Source organism: Corallococcus caeni (assembly GCF_036245865.1).
In the GTDB taxonomy this organism is placed as follows: Bacteria; Myxococcota; Myxococcia; order Myxococcales; family Myxococcaceae; genus Corallococcus; species Corallococcus caeni.
Window position 1 is genome coordinate 90,457 of record NZ_BTTW01000015.1, and the last position, 17,679, is coordinate 108,135.

Annotated in this window: 12 protein-coding genes and 1 tRNA gene; 10 read left to right on the forward strand and 3 right to left on the reverse strand. The window is 70.7% G+C overall.

Annotated features, from left to right (window positions below; genetic code table 11):
* Positions 1-35 precede the first annotated feature (35 nt).
* The 7 genes from pstB (at position 36) to AABA78_RS38150 (ending at position 6,747) form a co-directional block, all read left to right on the forward strand.
* Positions 36-779, forward strand: coding sequence for a phosphate ABC transporter ATP-binding protein PstB (pstB, locus tag AABA78_RS38120; protein WP_171421055.1), 744 nt, complete (start codon positions 36-38; stop codon positions 777-779).
* A 26-nt stretch (positions 780-805) separates the two neighbouring features.
* Positions 806-1,489, forward strand: coding sequence for a phosphate signaling complex protein PhoU (gene phoU, locus AABA78_RS38125; RefSeq protein ID WP_171421053.1), 684 nt, complete (start codon positions 806-808; stop codon positions 1,487-1,489).
* A 108-nt stretch (positions 1,490-1,597) separates the two neighbouring features.
* The gene (locus AABA78_RS38130) at positions 1,598-2,785 is read left to right on the forward strand and encodes a ceramide glucosyltransferase (protein WP_338270437.1); all 1,188 of its coding nucleotides are present in this window, start codon (positions 1,598-1,600) and stop codon (positions 2,783-2,785) included.
* A 61-nt stretch (positions 2,786-2,846) separates the two neighbouring features.
* Positions 2,847-3,698: a metallophosphoesterase family protein gene (locus tag AABA78_RS38135; RefSeq protein WP_338270438.1), complete on the forward strand. Its 852-nt coding sequence runs from the start codon at positions 2,847-2,849 to the stop codon at positions 3,696-3,698.
* Between the two features lie 50 nt (positions 3,699-3,748).
* Positions 3,749-4,177: a response regulator gene (locus tag AABA78_RS38140; RefSeq protein ID WP_370469509.1), complete on the forward strand. Its 429-nt coding sequence runs from the start codon at positions 3,749-3,751 to the stop codon at positions 4,175-4,177.
* 63 nt (positions 4,178-4,240) lie between these two features.
* Positions 4,241-5,524 (forward strand): hemolysin family protein, encoded by a 1,284-nt coding sequence (locus AABA78_RS38145; RefSeq protein WP_338270448.1) that lies wholly within the window; start codon positions 4,241-4,243, stop codon positions 5,522-5,524.
* A gap of 125 nt (positions 5,525-5,649) precedes the next feature.
* A complete protein-coding gene (locus AABA78_RS38150; RefSeq protein ID WP_338270440.1) occupies positions 5,650-6,747 on the forward strand; it encodes a glycosyltransferase family 4 protein in 1,098 nt (365 codons plus the stop codon).
* 10 nt (positions 6,748-6,757) lie between these two features.
* Here AABA78_RS38150 and AABA78_RS38155 read toward each other — a convergent pair whose 3' ends face one another.
* Positions 6,758-7,159 carry an arsenate reductase ArsC gene (locus AABA78_RS38155; RefSeq protein WP_338270441.1) on the reverse strand — a complete coding sequence of 134 codons (402 nt, stop codon included), beginning with the start codon at positions 7,157-7,159 and terminating at the stop codon, positions 6,758-6,760.
* 79 nt (positions 7,160-7,238) lie between these two features.
* Positions 7,239-7,312, reverse strand: a tRNA-Arg gene (locus AABA78_RS38160).
* Between the two features lie 249 nt (positions 7,313-7,561).
* Here AABA78_RS38160 and AABA78_RS38165 point away from each other — a divergent pair.
* Complete coding sequence (locus AABA78_RS38165; protein WP_338270442.1) at positions 7,562-8,107, forward strand: hypothetical protein; 546 nt, start codon at positions 7,562-7,564, stop codon at positions 8,105-8,107.
* Between the two features lie 19 nt (positions 8,108-8,126).
* On the opposite strand, the gene AABA78_RS38170 is transcribed toward AABA78_RS38165, so the two are convergent.
* Positions 8,127-9,290, reverse strand: coding sequence for a lipase/acyltransferase domain-containing protein (locus AABA78_RS38170; protein ID WP_338270443.1), 1,164 nt, complete (start codon positions 9,288-9,290; stop codon positions 8,127-8,129).
* A gap of 222 nt (positions 9,291-9,512) precedes the next feature.
* On the opposite strand from AABA78_RS38170, the gene AABA78_RS38175 reads away from it, so the two are divergent.
* Positions 9,513-10,343: a mechanosensitive ion channel family protein gene (locus tag AABA78_RS38175; RefSeq protein ID WP_338270444.1), complete on the forward strand. Its 831-nt coding sequence runs from the start codon at positions 9,513-9,515 to the stop codon at positions 10,341-10,343.
* A gap of 471 nt (positions 10,344-10,814) precedes the next feature.
* A partial coding sequence (locus AABA78_RS38180) for a non-ribosomal peptide synthetase (protein WP_338270445.1) occupies positions 10,815-17,679 on the forward strand: 6,865 nt, incomplete at its 3' end.

Consider the following 17,679-nt stretch of genomic DNA (forward strand, 5'->3'; position numbering starts at 1 on the left):
CCATGCCCCTCTCCTCCGCCACGCCGCGCAACAAGATGGAAGCCCGCGAGCTCACCCTGCGCTACGGCAGCAAGGTGGCCATCAAGCAGGTGAGCCTGGCCATCCCCGAGCACAAGGTGACGGCGCTCATCGGCCCGTCCGGCTGCGGCAAGTCCACGTTCCTGCGCTCGCTCAACCGGATGAACGACCTCATCCCCGGCGCGAACCACGACGGCAGCGTGTTCCTGGACGGCCGCAGCATCCACGACCGCGCCCTGGACGTGGTGGACCTGCGCCGGCGCGTGGGCATGGTGTTCCAGAAGTCCAACCCCTTCCCCAAGTCCATCTTCGAGAACGTCGCCTACGGCCTGCGCGTGGGCGGCCTCAAGGACAAGGCGAAGCTGGCGGCGCGGGTGGAGAAGTCCCTGCGCGGCGCCGCGCTGTGGGACGAGGTGAAGGACCGGCTGGACGAGAGCGCCCTGGGCCTGTCCGGCGGCCAGCAGCAGCGCCTGTGCATCGCGCGGGCGCTCGCGGTGGAGCCGGAGGTGCTGCTCATGGACGAGCCCGCGTCCGCGCTGGACCCCATCGCGACGGCCAAGATCGAAGAGCTCATCCACGAGCTGAAGGCCACGTACACCATCGCCATCGTGACCCACAACATGCAGCAGGCCGCGCGCGTGAGCGACCGGACGGCTTTCTTCTACATGGGGGAGTTGGTGGAGTGCGGTCAAACGGAGCAGATCTTCACCAACCCCCACGAGAAGCGCACGGAGGACTACGTCACCGGGAAGTTCGGCTGAACCTCCCCGCGACGGAACAGGACGACATGGCGGCCACGCACACCGACAAGGCATTCGAGCAGGACCTGCGCAACCTGCGCGAGAAGCTGCTCGCCATGGGGGCCAAGGTGGAGACCCTCATCGCGCAGAGCACCCGCGCGCTCACCGACCGCGACTCGGCGCTGGCGGAGCAGGTGGTGGGCGCGGACCGCGAGGTGAACCGGCTGGAGGTCGACATCGACGACCTGTGCCGCCGCATCCTCGCGCTGCGCCAGCCGGCCGCCTCCGACCTGCGCCTCATCACCACGGCGCTGAAGATCGTCACCGACCTGGAGCGCATCGGGGACCTGGCGGTGAACATCGCCGAGCGCGCCATGGACCTGAACCAGGTGCCGCCGCTGGCGCCGTACATCGACACGCCGAAGCTGGCGGAACTGGCGCAGCAGCAGGTGAAGAAGGCGCTGGACGCGTTCGTGTCCGGGGACGCCGCCAAGGCGGAGGACGTCCTCAAGGGGGACGACCTGCTGGATGCCCTCTTCCTGAAGATCTTCAACGAGCTGCTGGCGTACATGATGGAGGACTCGCGCAACATCCGCCGGGCCACGGCGTTGATGTTCATCGCGAAGCACCTGGAGCGCATTGGCGACCACGCGCTCAACGTGGCGGAGATGGTCATCTACATGGTGCGCGGCAAGGACGTGCGCCACCCGCGAAGCCGCGACCTGGAGTAGGCGTCCGGCGACTCGCGGCCGGCGGCTTCACCGGCGTGTCACGGCGAGTTGGCCGTCCCGCCGCCCCGCCGCCCCGGTCCCGCCTTGTGGGGCCTCTAGGGTGGCGACATGCTCATCGCCTCCAGCCTCCTCCTGGCCGCGTCCGCAGTGGGCCTCCTGGCCCTCCTCCTCCAGGCGCTGTTCGTGCGCCGCCACCGCCGCACCGTCCCCGCCGCCCCCACGCACCGCCCCGGCCTGTCCATCCTCAAGCCGCTGTGCGGCGTGGATGACGACCTGGAGGCGAACCTCGCCTGGTTCGCCCAGCTGCCCTACCCCCACTACGAGGTGCTGCTGGGCGTGAAGGACGCGCGCGACCCGGCCTACGCGGTGGCCAGGGCCGCGGAGGCGAAGTGGCCCCACGTCATGCGCGTGGTGCTCCAGGAGGGCGAGCCCGGCCTCAACCCCAAGGTGAACCAGCTGGTGACGCTGTCGTCGGAGGCCCGCTTCGACCTCTGGGTGGTGAGCGACAGCAACACCCGCGTGGGCGAGGGCTACCTGGAGGAGATCGCCGCCGCCTTCGAGGACCCCACGGTGGGCTGCGTGACGCACCCGGTGGCGGGGCTGGGCGAGCAGAGCCTCGGTTCGCTCCTGGACAACCTGCACCTGTCCTCCAGCGCGGCGGCGGGGATGATCGCCGCGAAGCACGTGGCGGACCGGGACATCGTGGTGGGCAAGTCCATGGCGCTGCGCCGCGAGGACGTGGAGGCGCTGGGCGGCTTCTTCTCCGTGAAGGACGTGCTGGCGGAGGACTACGTCATCGGCCAGTGGGTGACGCGCAAGCTGGGCAAGCGCGTGGTGCTGGCGCACGCCCCCGTCTTCAACGTGTCCCTGCGCAAGAGCGTGGACGCCTTCTTCCAGCGCTACCTGCGCTGGAGCGTCATCCACCGCACAGCGGTATCGCCCTCGACGTACGTGGCGCAGGCGCTCCTCAACCCGGCTCCGCTCGCGGTGCTGGGCGCGCTGCTCCACCCGTCCGCCCTCACGGGCCTGGCGGCGCTGGCGGTGGTGCTGGGCAAGGTCTGGGTGGACGTGACGGTGTTCCGCGCGCTGCGGCCCCAGCCGGTTCCGCTGCGCGCCGCGCCCGCGGTGCTGGTGAAGGACGCGCTGCTCTTCGCCGCGTGGTGGCATGGCGCGTTCCGGCGCACGGTGGACTGGCGCGGCACGCGCTTGCGCGTGGTGTCAGGCACGCGCCTGGTGCCGCTGCGCGCACGTGGCACTCCCGCGACGGAGTGGATCCCCAGCAACGGGGTGGGTTGAACGACGCGGGCCCAACTTTTGACGATCCTTCGTACAGCAACCCTCGCCGCTCGAAGACCCGATGCCTATCTCCTTCAACATGCCTTCCCTGAAGCTGGCGCATCTTTCGGATCTTCATCTGGACATGAGCCGCGAGAGCGATGCCGCGGCGTCCTCACTGGTGAAGACCCTGGCGGCGCAGGACGTGGATCACGTGGTCGTGACGGGAGACCTCACGCACCGCGGCTCGCAAGCGGAGTTCCAGCGCTTCCGTGAACACTTCGCGCCCTGGATGGAGACCGGACGCCTCACCTTCATCCCCGGCAACCATGACCGTCCCGGCGAGGATGTCGGCAGCGGGTTCATGGAGGGACGCAAGGTCCACACGGTGGAGAAGGCAGGCCTCTTCCTGGTGTGCGTGGACTCCACCGGTGAGCACAACCGCAACTATTTCCACAGCCATGGCGAACTGACGGAAGGCGTCGTGGACGAAGTGGGCCACGCGCTGGACGCCGCGCCGAAGGACGCGCTGGTCGCGGTGCTGCTGCACCACCACGTGATGCCGTTGCCGCTGGAGAGCTTCCCGGAGTGGATCGCCACGAAGATGGGGCTGCCCCACGCGTCGGAGCTCGCGTTGGGAAGCCGACTGCTCGAGCGCGTGGGCGGCCGGTGCGACCTGGTGCTGCACGGCCACCGTCACATCCCGAACGAGACGGACCTGGGCAGCCCGGGCGAGCGCGCGCTGCGCGTCTACAACTCCGGCAGCAGCACGGACCTGGGCCGCTTCCGCGTCTTCAGCCACATGGCCGGCCGGCTGGTGAGCGAGCCGGAGTGGTGCCAGGCCGCGGAGCCGGCGAAGCCGCGCACGGCGGTCCACAACGTCCGGCCTGCCCTCCAGTACCTGGTGGGCCAGCTGGGCATGGCGCTCTTCTAGCGCCTGGCTGGCTGGCTGCTGGATGGCAGGGCTTCACGCAAGTGTCGCGAATGCCCGCGGGGCCATGGAAGGTTCTCCCCAGGTCAGGAGGATGCTTGGGGCGACTCGTGGTGGATGACGGTGCTCGGAAGGTCCTGGTCGTGGATGACGACGCGGACTGGCGGGAATTCCTCCGGGTGAGCCTGGAGGACCTTGGCTATGAGACCACCGAGGCGGCGGACGGCCAGGAGGCGCTGGACTCGCTCAGGCGGGGGGAGCGCTTCGGGGTCATGCTGCTGGATTTGAACATGCCGGGCATGAGCGGCCTGGAGGTGGTGGAGAAGCTGCCGCGGGCGTCAACGAACCCGCGCATCGTCTTCCTCACCTCGGCGGCGGCCCAGGATGTGGGCAGCGCACTCATGTCGGGTCCACACTACTACCTGCCCAAGGGAGCGAGCCGCGACCAATTGTCGCTCCTCCTCCAATCACTGGGGGTGTAGGACGGGAGGCGTCCCCCGCCGGCCAGGAGGTCCGCCATCGTCACGGAGCTCGTCATCATCCTGCTGCTGGTGCTGGCCAACGGCGTCTTCGCCGGCGCCGAGCTGGGCCTGCTGTCCGTGCGCAAGACGCGGCTGAAGGAGCTGCTGGAGCAGGGCAGCAAGTCCGCGAAGGCGGTGGCGGCGCTGCGGGATGATCCGGAGCGGCTGCTGGCCACGGTGCAGATTGGCATCACGGTGATTGGCGCCACGGCGGCGGCCTTCGGCGGCGCGAGCATCGCGCACCGGCTCTCCGGCGTGCTGGCGGGGCTGGGCATGCCGGAGGCGACGGCGAGCCAGGTGTCCTTCGCCCTGGTGGTCGCGCTGGTGTCGTACCTGTCGCTGGTGCTGGGGGAGCTGGTCCCCAAGTCGCTGGCGCTGCGCTACTCGGAACAGTACGCGCTGACGCTGGGCCGGCCGCTCAAGGCGCTCGCGTGGGTGATGCGCCCGCTGGTGTGGTTCCTCACCGCGAGCTCCAACGTGGTGCTGAAGCTCTTCGGGGACCGGACGAACTTCTCCGAGTCGCGGCTGTCGCCGGACGAGCTGCTCCAGCTGGTCGCGGAGGCGTCGAAGCAGGGCACGTTGGATCCGCGCGCGGGGGAGATCGCCTCCCGGGCCTTCGAGCTGGGCGACCTGACGCTGGGCGACGTGATGGTGACGCGCGAGCACATCGTCGCGCTGCGCCGTCACGCGAGCACGGAGGAGATCCGCCAGGTGCTGCTGGAGCACGGGCACTCGCGGATGCCGGTGTACGAGGGCACGCTGGACAACGTGGTGGGCTACATCGTGGCCAAGGACCTGCTGGGCGTGGCCTGGGAGGCGCACCTGATTGTCCTGGAGGACGTGCTGCGCCCGCCGCTGTTCCTGGTGGAGTCCATGCGCGCCATCGCCGCGATGAAGGAGCTGCAGCGCCGGCGCATGCAACTGGCGGTGGTGGTGGACGAGCACGGCGGCGTGGTGGGGCTGGTGACGGTGGAGGACCTGGTGGAGGAACTCGTCGGGGACATCCTCAGCGAGTCCGAGACGCCCGAGGAGCGCGTGCGCCGTGAGAGCCCCTCCGTCGCGGTGGTGCAGGGCGAGGCGAGCCTGCGCGAGGTGAACCGCGCGCTGGGGCTGGAGCTGGAGGAGAGCGAGGACTACGGCACCGTCGCGGGCCTGTGCATCGCGCTGGCGGGCGGCGCCATCCCGGAGCAGGGCGCGAAGCTGTCGCTGCCGGACGGCACGGTGCTGGAGGTGATGGAGGCGTCACCGCGCCGGGTGCGCGAGGTGCGCGTCCATCTGCCGCCCCCTCCCGCTCAACCGGAGGCCTGAGCCCTCGTGGGTCCACCACCCGCGTGAGAATCCTGACGGGGAACCCAGGGCGTTGTTGGTGATGACGCGCCGGGTCGCTATAAGTCCGGGAGGGTTGCCCTCGGCCCGGGAGGCTCGCGCAGCGGATGTCGTCATCGCCCCCACGCATCGCGTTCGCCATCGAGACGACGCTCGGCAACGCGGTGTTCCTGGACAACCTCAAGCGGGCGATGGCGCGGCGTGACGACATCACGCCGGTGTGGCTGCCCATCGACGAGCACGCGGATGACGTCTGGGAGCAGCTGCCGCTGGTGCGCTCGCGGCTGTCGGTGCGCGGAGGGCTGCGGGCCCGCAGCGCGCTGAACCAGGCCCTGGCGAAGGAGCCGGTGCGAGCGGCGGTGGTGCACACGCAGCGGATGGCGCACCTGGCGCACGACTTCATGCGCCGGGTGCCCAGCGTCATCTCCACGGACGCGACGCCGAGCGGGCTGGAGGACTACCTGCGCTACTACGGCCTGCCCACGCAGCACGCGGGTTGGGTGGGCCGGGCGAAGAACGCGCTGCACCGGCGCACGTACGCCATCGCGAAGGGGATGCTGTCCTTCTCCGAGTTCACCAAGCGTTCGCTGGTGGAGGAGTACGGCGTGCCCGACGCGAGCGTGCACGTCGTGTGGCCCAGCGTGGACACGGCGCTGTGGCGGCCGGCGCCGGAGAAGAAGCCCCGGGACGGCGTGGTGCGGCTGCTCTTCGTGGGAGGCGACCTGGGGCGCAAGGGCGGCAAGCTGCTCCTGCGCTGGGCGCGGGAGACGCGGCGGAGGAACTGGCAGCTGGACCTGGTGACGTCCGAGCGCATCGAGGCGCCGCCGGGCGTGCGCGTGCACGTGGGCGTGCAGCCGAACTCGCCGGAGCTCATCGGCCTGGCGCAGGCAGCGGACCTCTTCGTGCTGCCGACGATGGCGGACATGTCGTCGTGGGCCATCGCGGAGGCGAAGGCCGCGGGCCTGGCGGTGGTGTCCACGCCCGCGGGCGGCGTGGGCGAGCTGGTGCGCGACGGAGTGGACGGGCGCATCGTGCCGGTGGGCGACTACGGGGCGCTGGCGAACACGCTGGACGCGCTGGTGCAGCAGCCGGACACGCTGGAGGCCATGGGGCAGGAGGCCCGCCGCATGGCCGAGGCGCACATGGACCTGGACACGACGTGCTCGCGGATGCTCGCGTTCATCCGGAAGGTGACGGGCGTCTGAGCGGGCCGCGCTACCGGCCCCAACCTTCCCGGTTCAGCAACGCCAGGACGCGGGCGCGCACGTCGTCGCGGATCTCCCGCACGCGCTCCACGGGCTTGCCCTTGGGGTCCTCCAGCGGCCAGTCCTCGCGCTTCAGTCCGGGCACGTAGGGGCACGCATCACCGCAGCCCATGGTGATGAGCCACTGGGCGCCCTGGGCCAGTTCGTCCGTCAGTCGTTGAGGCCGGGCGCCCGACAGGTCGACGCCCACCTCCGCCATGGCGGCCTGCACCTCCGGATGGACGCGCGTTCCGGGCTGCGTGCCGGCGGAGACGGCGCGGGCCTTCGAAGGGTCCGCCAGGAGGTTGAAGAAGGCCGCCGCCATCTGCGAACGACCCGCGTTGTGCACGCAGGCGAAGATGACCGTGCCCATCGAAAGACCTCCGCGTCCGCCAAAGGCAAAGGCCCGGAACCCCTGGGATTTCCCCAGTGATTCCGGGCCCTTACGTCTGCGCGCGATGCAGGATTCGAACCTGCGGCCTTTGGCTCCGGAGGCCAACGCTCTATCCAGCTGAGCTAATCGCGCAGAACCGCTTTCCGGTGTCGGAGGAGTAACCGAAGTCCCCAGACGACGCAAGCACGCAATCCTGACCTGGCCCCGCCTGACGGCTCCTGCACAGAGGGCCCATGAGCCCCGCCTGTCCCCCCGGCGTGATGGACTAGACCCGGGGACATGAACCGCGCTCCCCTGCTATCCGCCTGTCTCCTCGCCGCCTGCCTGGCCTGCACGGAGTCACCCCGGACGCCCCCGGCGTCCCCCGCCCCGAGCCCGACCATGCCCACCCCGCCTCCGCCCGCCCCTCCCCCTGCCCCGCCTGCATCCAAGCCGAATGGGGCCAGCGCCCCGGCCGCGGCGTCGTGCTCGGCGAGCCGGCTGAGCCCCGTCCCCAAGCCCACCGCGACGCCGCTGCCCCCGGCCGTGGCCTCCATGCGCGAGCGCATCATCAAGGCCGCCGTGGCGTGCGACTACGCGGGCCTCCAGAAGCTGGGCGACGAGAAGGGCAAGAGCGTGCGCTTCTCCTACGACCCCGACCAGGACATGGCGACCACCTGGCGCATCCAGGAGGAGTGGAAGGACAGCCCGCAGCCCGTGCTGGCGCGGCTGGTCCACGTGCTCAACCTCCCCTTCTACCAGGAGGGCAACCTCTACTGGTGGCCCACCGCCTTCCGCGAGGGCGCCACCGACGCGGACTTCGCCCTGCTCAAGGGCATCTACCCGGACGAGATGATCACCGACATGCGCAAGGAGAAGAGCTACATCGGCATGCGCGTGGGCATCTCCGCGGACGGCGACTGGCAGGCCGCCATCCAGGGCGATTGAGCCTTCGCCGTCGCCCGCGTCAGTCCCCGGTGACGAAGCGCGCGACGGCCTCCATGACCTCCTCGTCGCCCACCATCCCGACGTGGTCCGCCTTCGTCTCCAGCCGGTCCACGTGGAGCGGCGCCGGAGGCAGCGCGCGCGTCGTGAGCACGGAGCCGTCCCCGTCCGCGAGCACGGGGTCCTCGAACGTGGGCTTCCCGTCGATGACCCGGAAGGACTTGATCAACGGATGCCCCACGCCCACCACCGCCAGCGTGCGGAAGGGAGGAGGCGGTCCCCCGCGCTCGGACAGGGCCCGCGCCAGTCCCGAGCGCGCCTCCAGCATGCGCTCCAGCCACTGGCGATACGCGGGCAGTCCGCGCACCGCCGTGTCCTGGAACACGCCCCACCCGCCGTCGACCCACGCGTCCGGCCGGTACGCGTCGAACGCCACCGGCTGGCCGCTCGCGTCCACGAAGAAGTCGCTCTCCGCGGGCAGCAACTGGAACGCGGACGCGAAGGAGAAGAGCGCCTCCGGGGACAGCAGCGCCCGGTTGCGTCCCACCGGCGTGCCCAGGGTGAAGTCGTCGAACATGCCCGGCGCGCCCCGGAACGGCGTGCCCAGGAACACCACGCGCTTCACGTGCCGCGCGCCCGCCCACGTGGGCTCGCCCGTGTCGTCGCCCGCGCCGTAGCGCAGGCAGTGCAGCGTGACGAGCCCGCCCATGCTGTGCGCCACCAGGTTCACCTTCACCCGGCCGCCCCGCGCCGCCGCCAGCTCGTCCAGCAGCGCGCACAGCCGCTTCGACGTCACGCGGTTGTCCTGGCGCCAGTCGTAGTCGAAGACCATGAAGCCCGGCAGACGCTCGCGCGCGAACTCCTGGAAGCCCTTGTAGATGTCGTAGCGCGCCACCCACGGCAGCACCGTGAAGCGCGTCATCGGCCCGTCCACCTCCAGCGCCCCGAAGTTCGGCGTCGCCCGCTGCCCGGGAAACGGCAGCGCCAGCGAACGCTCCCCTCGCGTCAGCAGGTCGCCCACGGACACCCACGCCCGCTCGTGCTCCGCGTCCGCCGTGGCCAGGAACGACCCACGGTAGCCGTGGATGAAGACCGTCACCTCCTCGCCCGTGGGCGGAGGCAGCGCGACGCGAGAGGCCGTGCAGGCGCTCAGCAACATCAGGAACGGGACCGGGAGCAGACGCATGCGGCGCAACGTCTCCCCCGGCGCCCCCTCCACGCAAGCACCCGCCGCATCCCGGGCGCTGACGCGTCAGCCCGTCCCTCCGGCGCGTCAGGTCCCGGACTGACGGGTCAGGACTGCCCTCCCGGACAGCAGTGACTTCCCAGCAGGTCGGCTTGCATCCCGTGGCCTGTCCCGTGCAAAAGGCACGGCGCACGCCCGGCCCGGGTCAAGGGAGTTCGAGCCATGGATGAAATCGTCGTTCAGTTGAAGTCACTTGCCATCACCGAAGCGCTTCCGCTGCTGCTCAAGGTCATTGGCGCGCTGTTCATCTGGTTCATCGGGCGGGCGGTGATTGGCGGCTTCCGCAAGGTGCTGGACATGGGCCTGCAGCGGCGGCAGCTGGACGCCACGCTCATCCGCTACGTCGGCTCGCTCTTCACCGGCACGCTCACCCTGATGCTCATCGTCGGCATCCTGGGGGTGATGGGCGTGGAGACGACGTCCTTCGCCGCGTTGATCGCCGCCGCGGGTATCGCCATTGGTGCCGCCTGGTCCGGGCTGCTCGCCAACTTCGCCGCGGGCGTCTTCCTGCTGGTGCTGCGCCCCTTCCGCGTGGGCGAGGAGATTGAAGCCGGCGGCGTCGTGGGCATCGTCCAGGAGATCGGCCTGTTCGTCACGACGCTCGACACGTCGGACAACGTGCGGATCTCCGTGGGCAACAACCAGATGTTCAGCGACAACATCGTCAACTTCAGCCACCACCCGCACCGCAAGCTGACGGTCAAGGTGCCGCTGATGCACGGCGTGGACGTGCGGGTGCTCCAGCAGGCGCTGCTGGACCGCATGCCTTCGGTGACGGGCGTCCAGGCGAAGCCCGTGCCCCAGGTGGAGATCGCGGAGTTCACGCTCCAGGGGCCCGTGCTGGCGGTGTGCATCTTCTGCAAGCCCACCGAGTACAACGACACGCAGGCCAACGTCGGTGACGCGATCGCGGAGACCCTCTTCGTCGCGGGCTACACCGTGCCCACGCCCGCCGTCCTGGCCTCGCCGCTGGCGCGCGCGAAGGCCGGCTGAAGGCGGACCGGCGCATTCAGCGGAGGCGCCCAGGCCTCCCGTCAGCGCGTCCAGCAGGGAGCTAGTGTCGAAGGGGCCATCGTGCCGGTGGCCGGTGGCGAAGAAATGAAGGGGCCATGGAAGGGCTCCTCGCTGGCCAGAATCCGGGAGGGCCCCACCGCGCTCGCACCAGACGGTCGTCGGCCCCGGATCCTGCTCCCCCTCCAGACGGACGGACGACCGCGCGAGCAGGTCCCCTCTGGAGGACACAGGAAGTTCTTCCCACAACGACTTCGGGGAACCCGCCTCTTCCCGCAAATGCATGGATTCATTCGGGCTTCCGTCAGGGCGCCCCCATGACAGGTCGCTCGCCCAAGAATAATATGGCGAGTGTGGATTTGACCCACCCCGCGCTTTACCCGGCAAAGCAGCGCAGGGCGTCAATCCGGAATCAACAGCAGGCCTGAGTCCCCGCGAACGTCACCGCCCCGGGTGACGCTCGCGCTGGCGTCCCCGAGCGCGGAGTCCATCGAGATGAGCAACGAGCTGTCGAAGCGGATCGCCAACCTCTCACCGGAGAAGCGCGCCGAGTTGCTCAAGAAGATGGCCGCGCAGAAGGCCGCCACGGGCAACGTCGTGCAAGGCATCCCGGTGCAGGACCGCTCGCACCCGCTGCCGCTGTCGTTCGCCCAGCAGCGCCTGTGGTTCATGGATCAGCTGCAACCCGGCACCCCGCTCTACAACGTGCCCATGGCGGTGCGCGTGGAGGGCGCGCTGGACGTGGCCGTGCTGGAGCGCGCGCTGCGCGAGGTGGTGCGCCGTCACGAAGTGCTCCGCACCACCTTCCACGAGGACGCCTCCGGGCAGCCCGTGCAGGTCGTGTCGCCGGAGCCGGTGCTCACGCTGGAGCACCACGACGCGGTCGGCTCGTCGGACGCGGCGTGGCGACTGGCGCGTGAAGCCGCGGCCCGGCCCTTCGACCTCGCGAAGGGTCCGCTCCTGCGCGCGCTGCTCCTGACGTGGGCGCCGGGAGAGCACCTGCTCGCGGTGGTGGTGCACCACATCGTCTCCGACGGCTGGTCCATGACGCTGCTGGTGCGCGAGGTGGCGCTGCTCTACGGCGCCTTCGCGCGAGGCCAGCCCGCGCCCCTGCCGCCCCTGGGCGTGCAGTACGCGGACTTCGGCGTCTGGCAGCGCGAGTGGCTGCGGGGCCCGCGGCTGGAGAAACAACTCGACTACTGGAAGCAGCAGCTGGCCGGGGTGCCCTCCGCGCTGGAGCTGCCCACGGATCGGCCGCGCCCCGCGGCCCGCGGTGGCCGGGGCGCCCGTCATGACCTGCTGCTGTCGCGGGAGCTGACGGAGGCGTTGAAGGCGCTGGCGCAGCAGGAGGGCGCCTCGCTCTTCATGGTGCTGCTGACGGGCTGGCAGGTGCTGCTGTCGCGCTACGCGGGGCAGGAGGACGTGACGGTGGGCTCGCCGGTGGCGGGCCGGGATCGCGGCGAGGTGCAGGGCCTCATCGGCCTGTTCGTCAACACGGTGGTGCTGCGCACGCAGGTGGAGCCCTCCGCGTCCTTCCGCGCGCTGCTGCGCCAGGTGCGCGAGACGGTGCTCGCGGCCCATGAGCACCAGGAGGTCCCCTTCGAGCGGCTGGTGGAGGAGCTTCGTCCGGAGCGCACCCAGGGGCGCACGCCGTTCTTCCAGGTGATGCTCACGCTCCAGGCGTCCCTGCGCGGCGCGACCTCCGTGGAGGGCGTGAAGCTGGAGGCGCTGGAGCTGGACACGCACACGTCGAAGTTCGACCTGCTGCTCCAGGTGCTGGAGACGGAAGCGGGCCTCAAGGGCTTCCTGGAGTACGACGCCGACCTCTTCACCGCGCCCACCATGGCGCGCATGGCGGAGCACCTGCGCGTGCTCCTGGAGGGCGTCGTCCGCCGTCCGCACGAGGCCGTGGCCCGGCTGCCGCTGCTCACCGACGCCGAGCGCCACGAGGTGCTGCTTGCCTGGCAGCCGCCCCGCCCCACCCCGCTGCCGTGGACCTCGCAGCACGGCGCCTTCGAGGCGCAGGCGGACCTCACGCCGGACGCGGTCGCCGCCACCTTCGGCGACGCGTCGCTCACGTACGCGCAGCTGGAGGCACGGGCGTCGCGGCTGGCGCGTCACCTGCGCCGGCTGGGCGTGGGCACCGAGGTGCGCGTGGGCCTGTGCGTGGAGCGCTCGCTCGACATGCTGGTGGCGGTGCTCGCCGTGTTGAAGGCCAGGGGCACCTACGTGCCGCTGGATCCGGCGTTCCCCACGGACCGGCTGGCGTACATGGTGGAGAGCAGCGGGATGCCGGTGCTGGTGTCCCAGCGCTCGCTGGAGTCCCTCCTGCCGCCACATTCGGCGCGCGTGGTGCTGCTGGACGGGGACGCGGAGGCCATCGCGGCGGAGGACGGCTCGCCGCTGCGCGACGCGGTGTCGCCAGAGGCCGTGGCGTACGTGCTCTTCACCTCCGGCAGCACCGGCCGACCCAAGGGCGTGCAGGTGCCGCACGGCGCGGTGGCGCGCTTCCTGGCGGCGCTGCGCGAGACGACGGGCCTGTCGGCGCAGGACGTGTTGGTGGCCGTCACCACGCTGTCGTTCGACATCGCGGTGCTGGAGCTGTTCCTGCCGCTGTCGGTGGGTGGGCAGGTCGTCATCGCGTCGCGGGACATCGCCGTGGACGGCTCGCGGCTGGCGGGCCTGCTCCGGCGCTGCGGGGCGACGGTGCTCCAGGCCACCCCCAGCACCTGGCGGCTGCTGCTGGAGACGGACTGGAGGGACCCGGGGCTGACGGCGCTCACCGGCGGCGAGGCGCTGCCGCGCGAGCTGGCAGAGTCGCTGCTCCAGCGCTGCCGCGCGCTGTGGAACGTGTATGGCCCCACGGAGACGACGGTGTGGTCCACCGCGCACGCGGTGGCGTCGGGCACGGGCAGCGTGCCCATTGGTCGGCCTATCTCCGGCACGCGGGTGTACGTGCTGGACAGCGGGCTGAACCCGGTGCCGCGCGGCGTGCCGGGCGAGCTGTTCATCGGTGGTGACGGCGTCACCCGGGGCTACCTCCACCGGCCGGACCTGACGGCGGAGCGGTTCCTCCCGGATGCGCACGGCGGCGTGCCGGGCCTGCGCGTGTACCGCACGGGCGACCGCGTGCGGTGGGCGGCGGACGGCGTGCTGGAGTACCTCAACCGCGTCGACAACCAGGTGAAGCTGCGCGGCTACCGCATCGAGCTGGGGGAGATTGAAGCGGTGCTGAGCCAGGCCCCCGGCGTGCGCGACGCCGCCGTGGTGGTGCGCGGCAGCGCGGCCGACGCGCGCCTCGTGGGCTACGTGGTGGCGCGTCCCGGTCAGACGCTGGAGTCCCCGACCCTGCGGGCACTCCTGAGGGAGCGGCTGCCCGAATACATGGTGCCGTCCGCGCTCGTCGTGCTGGACGCCATGCCCCTGACGCCCAACGGGAAGGTGGACCGCAAGGCCCTGCCCGCGCCGGACGTGTCCACCGAGGCCACGCGCGAGTTCGTCGCGCCGCGCACGCCGATGGAGGCCCAGGTCGCGGAGCTCTACGCGTCGCTTCTGAATGTGCAGCGGGTGGGCGCGACGGACAGCTTCTTCGAGCTGGGAGGCCACTCGCTGCTCGCCACGCGGCTGACGTCGCGGTTGCGCACGGCGTACCAGGTGGACCTGCCCCTGCAGGCGTTGTTCGAGTCCCCCACGGTGGCGGACCTGGCGGCGCGCATCGCAGCCTCGACGAAGGATCCGCGCTTCGCCGGCCCGCCCCCGGTGGTGCCGGTGTCGCGCACGAGCAAGCTGCCCGCGTCCTTCGCGCAGCAGCGGCTCTGGGTGCTGGAGCAGTTCGATCCGGGCTCGGCCGCGTACAACATGCCGTTCTCGCTGCGGCTGACGGGGGCGCTGAACCTGGAGGCCCTGCGCCGCGCCCTGGAGCTGGTGGTGCACCGGCATGAGTCGCTGCGCACCACCTTGCGGCCGGACTCGGACGGGCCGGTGCAGGTCATCGCGCCGCCCGAGCCGCTGGTGCTGCCGGTGGTGGACCTGCGCGCCCTTTCGCCGGAGCAGCGCGACGCGGAGGTGAAGCGCCGCACGGAGCTGGAAGTGCGGCTCCCGTTCAACCTGGAGGTGGGGCCGCTGCTGCGCGTGTCCGCGCTGGTGCTGGATGCGCGGGAGCACCTGGTGCTGCTGACCCTCCACCACGCCGTCTTCGACGGTTGGTCCATGAGCGTCCTGATGCGGGAGCTGTCGGAGGCCTACCGGGCCCTGGTGGCGGGGACGCAGCCCGTCCTGCCCGCACTGCCATTCCAGTACGCGGACTTCGCGGTGTGGCAGCGCCAGTGGCTGTCGGGCGCGGAGAAGGAGCGGCAGCTCGACTGGTGGCGCCAGCAGCTTGAAGGCATGCCGTCCGTTCTGGAGTTGCCCACGGACCGTCCGCGCGGCCTCCGTGAAGCGCATCCCGGTGCGCTGCTGCCGGTCGCGTTCCCCCTGGAGCTGACGCGGGCCGTGGAGGCCCTCTGCGTGCGCGAGGGCATCACGCCCTTCATGTTCCTGCTCGGCGCGCTCCAGGTGTTGATTGGCCGCTACTCCGGTCAGGACGACGTGAGCGTCGGTTCTTCCGTTGCGGGCCGCAACGACGCGCAGCTGGAGGGGATGCTCGGGTTCTTCATCAACACGCTCGTGCTGCGCACCCGGATGGGCGGCGAGCCCACCGTGCGGGAGCTGCTGGGCCGCGTGCGCACCACCACGCTGGGGGTGCTCGCGAACCAGTACGTGCCGTTCGAAGAGCTCCAGCCGATGCGCAGCCTGCGCCAGTCGCCGTTGTTCAACGTGCTGTTCCTCATGCAGAACATCCCGGAGGTGGACCTCTCGCTCGCGGGAGTGAACGTGCAGGTCGAGGAGCGCACGGGCGCGTCCGCGAAGTTCGACCTCACGCTCTCGCTGTCGCGGACCGAGAAGGGCTTCACGGGAGAGCTGGAGTACGACACCGACCTGTTCGACAGGTCCACCGTCACGCGGATGATGCGGCACCTGCGGCAGGTGGTGGAGGGCTTCGTCGCGAAGCCGGAGCAGCGTGTGTCGTCGATTCAGCTGCTCACGGGGGAGGAGCGCGAGCAGGTGCTGATGGAGTGGAACGCCACGCGGGCGCCGTTCCCGGAAGCGTGCGTGCACTCGCTCTTCGAGGCGCAGGTGCGTCGTGAGCCCGAGGCGCTGGCCGCGGTGTTCGAGGGGACGGAGTTGACGTACGCGCAACTGGATGCGCGTGCCAATCAGCTCGCCCATGCCCTTCGCCGTCGTGGCGTGGGCCCGGAAGTCCGCGTCGCCCTCAGCGTCGAGCGTTCGCTCGATATCGTCATCGGCCTGCTGGGCATCCTGAAGGCTGGTGGTGCCTGGGTGCCGGTGGATCCGCTGCTGCCCCGTGAGCGCCTGGCCTTCATGCTGGAGGACAGCGCCGCGCAGGTGCTTGTCACCCAGCAGGGGCTGGTGGACCGCTTCCCGGATGCGCTGCGTGGCCGAGCGCTCTGCCTGGACACCGAGCGCGGCGCTCTCGCCGAGGAGTCTACGGACGCACCTACGACGGGCGTGACGCCCGCGAACATGGCGTACCTGCTCTACACGTCGGGCAGCACGGGCACGCCGAAGGGCACGGCGGTGGAACACCGCAGCGTCGCCAACCTCGTCACGCATGAGGCAGTGGCCTACGGCATCGGGCCCGGCAGTCGCGTGTTGCAGTTCGCGAGCCTCAGCTTCGACCTGTCGGTGGAAGAAGTCTTCACCACGCTCTGCAACGGCGCCACGCTGGTGCTCGCGCCGCTGGAGAAGTTGATGCCGGGCGCCCCCCTGCCCGTGCTGCTGCGTGAGCAGGAATTGAGTGTCGTGAGCCTCACCCCGGCGGCACTTGCGGCCACGTCCTCCGAAGGGCTGCCCAAGGTGCGCACCGTCATCTCCGGCGGTGAGGCCCTGCCCGCCGACGTCGTTGCGCGCTGGGCTCCGGGACGAAGGTTGATCAACACCTACGGCCCCACGGAAGCCACCGTCATCGCGACGTTCGGCGAGGTGGTCGCGGATGGGAACGTGCCCTCCATCGGCAAGCCGTTGGCGAACGTGCGCGTCTACGTGCTCGACCCGCAGGGGCAGCCGGTGCCGGTGGGCGTGCGCGGTGAGCTGCACATCGGTGGCGTGGGCGTGGCGCGTGGATACGCAGGGCGCCCGAGCCTCACCGCCGAGCGCTTCGTGCCGGATGCCTTCTCCGGTGAGGAAGGGGCTCGCCTCTACCGCACGGGCGACGTCGTGCGCTGGCGCGCGGACGGCCAGCTGGACTTCGTGGGACGCATTGACGCCCAGGTGAAGGTGCGCGGCTTCCGCATTGAGTTGGGCGAAGTCGAGAACGCCCTGCGGGCCGCTCCGGCCGTGAAGGACGCTGTCGTGCTCGCCCGCGAGGATGCACCGGGCGACAAGCGGTTGGTGGCCTACGTCGTGGGTGAGGCCCTCGACGTCACTGCCCTCCGCGCCTACCTCAAGCAGCACCTGCCCGAGTACATGGTGCCCGCGGCCTTCGTCTCCATGGAGGCGCTGCCACTGACGTCCAACGGCAAGGTGGACCGTAAGGCCCTCCCTGTCCCGGACGCCGGCCTGCTTCGGGCCTCGCACGCCTATGAAGCCCCCTCCTCCCCTCTGGAGGAGAAGCTCGCGGCGCTCTGGAGTGAAGTGCTGCGCGTCCCCACCGTGGGCCGCACGGATAACTTCTTCGAGTTGGGTGGCCATTCGCTGCTCGCCACCCAGCTAGTGGCCCGCGCGCGCGCCGCGCTCGACGTGGAGTTGCCCCTCCGCGTCCTCTTCGAAGCCCCCACCATCGCGGCCCTTGCTGAACGCCTCCAGCGCTCGGTGACGGGCACGCGCCTGCCGCCTCTCACCCGCACGCGCACTGAAGGCCCCCAGCCGCTTTCCTTCGCCCAGCAGCGCCTCTGGTTCCTCGACCAACTGGCGCCGGACGACGCGTCCTACAACCTCCCTGTCGCGCTGCGCCTGCTGGGGCGCCTGGATGTCGAAGCCCTGCGCCGTTCCTTTGAAGCGCTGGTGGCGCGCCACGAAGCCCTGCGCACCACCTTCTTCGAGCACGAAGGCCAGCCCTTCCAGCGCATTCATGCTCCCGCCTCCTGGTCCCTTCCCGTGGAGGACTTGTCTGGGTTGGAAGAGTCCGCGCGCGAAGCGGAGACGGTGCGGCTGGCCACCCGGGAAGCCCGGCAGCCCTTCCACCTCGTCCAAGGGCCGCTGCTGCGCACTGCCCTGCTGCGGCTGGCCGAGGAAACGCACGTCCTCCTCGTGACGATGC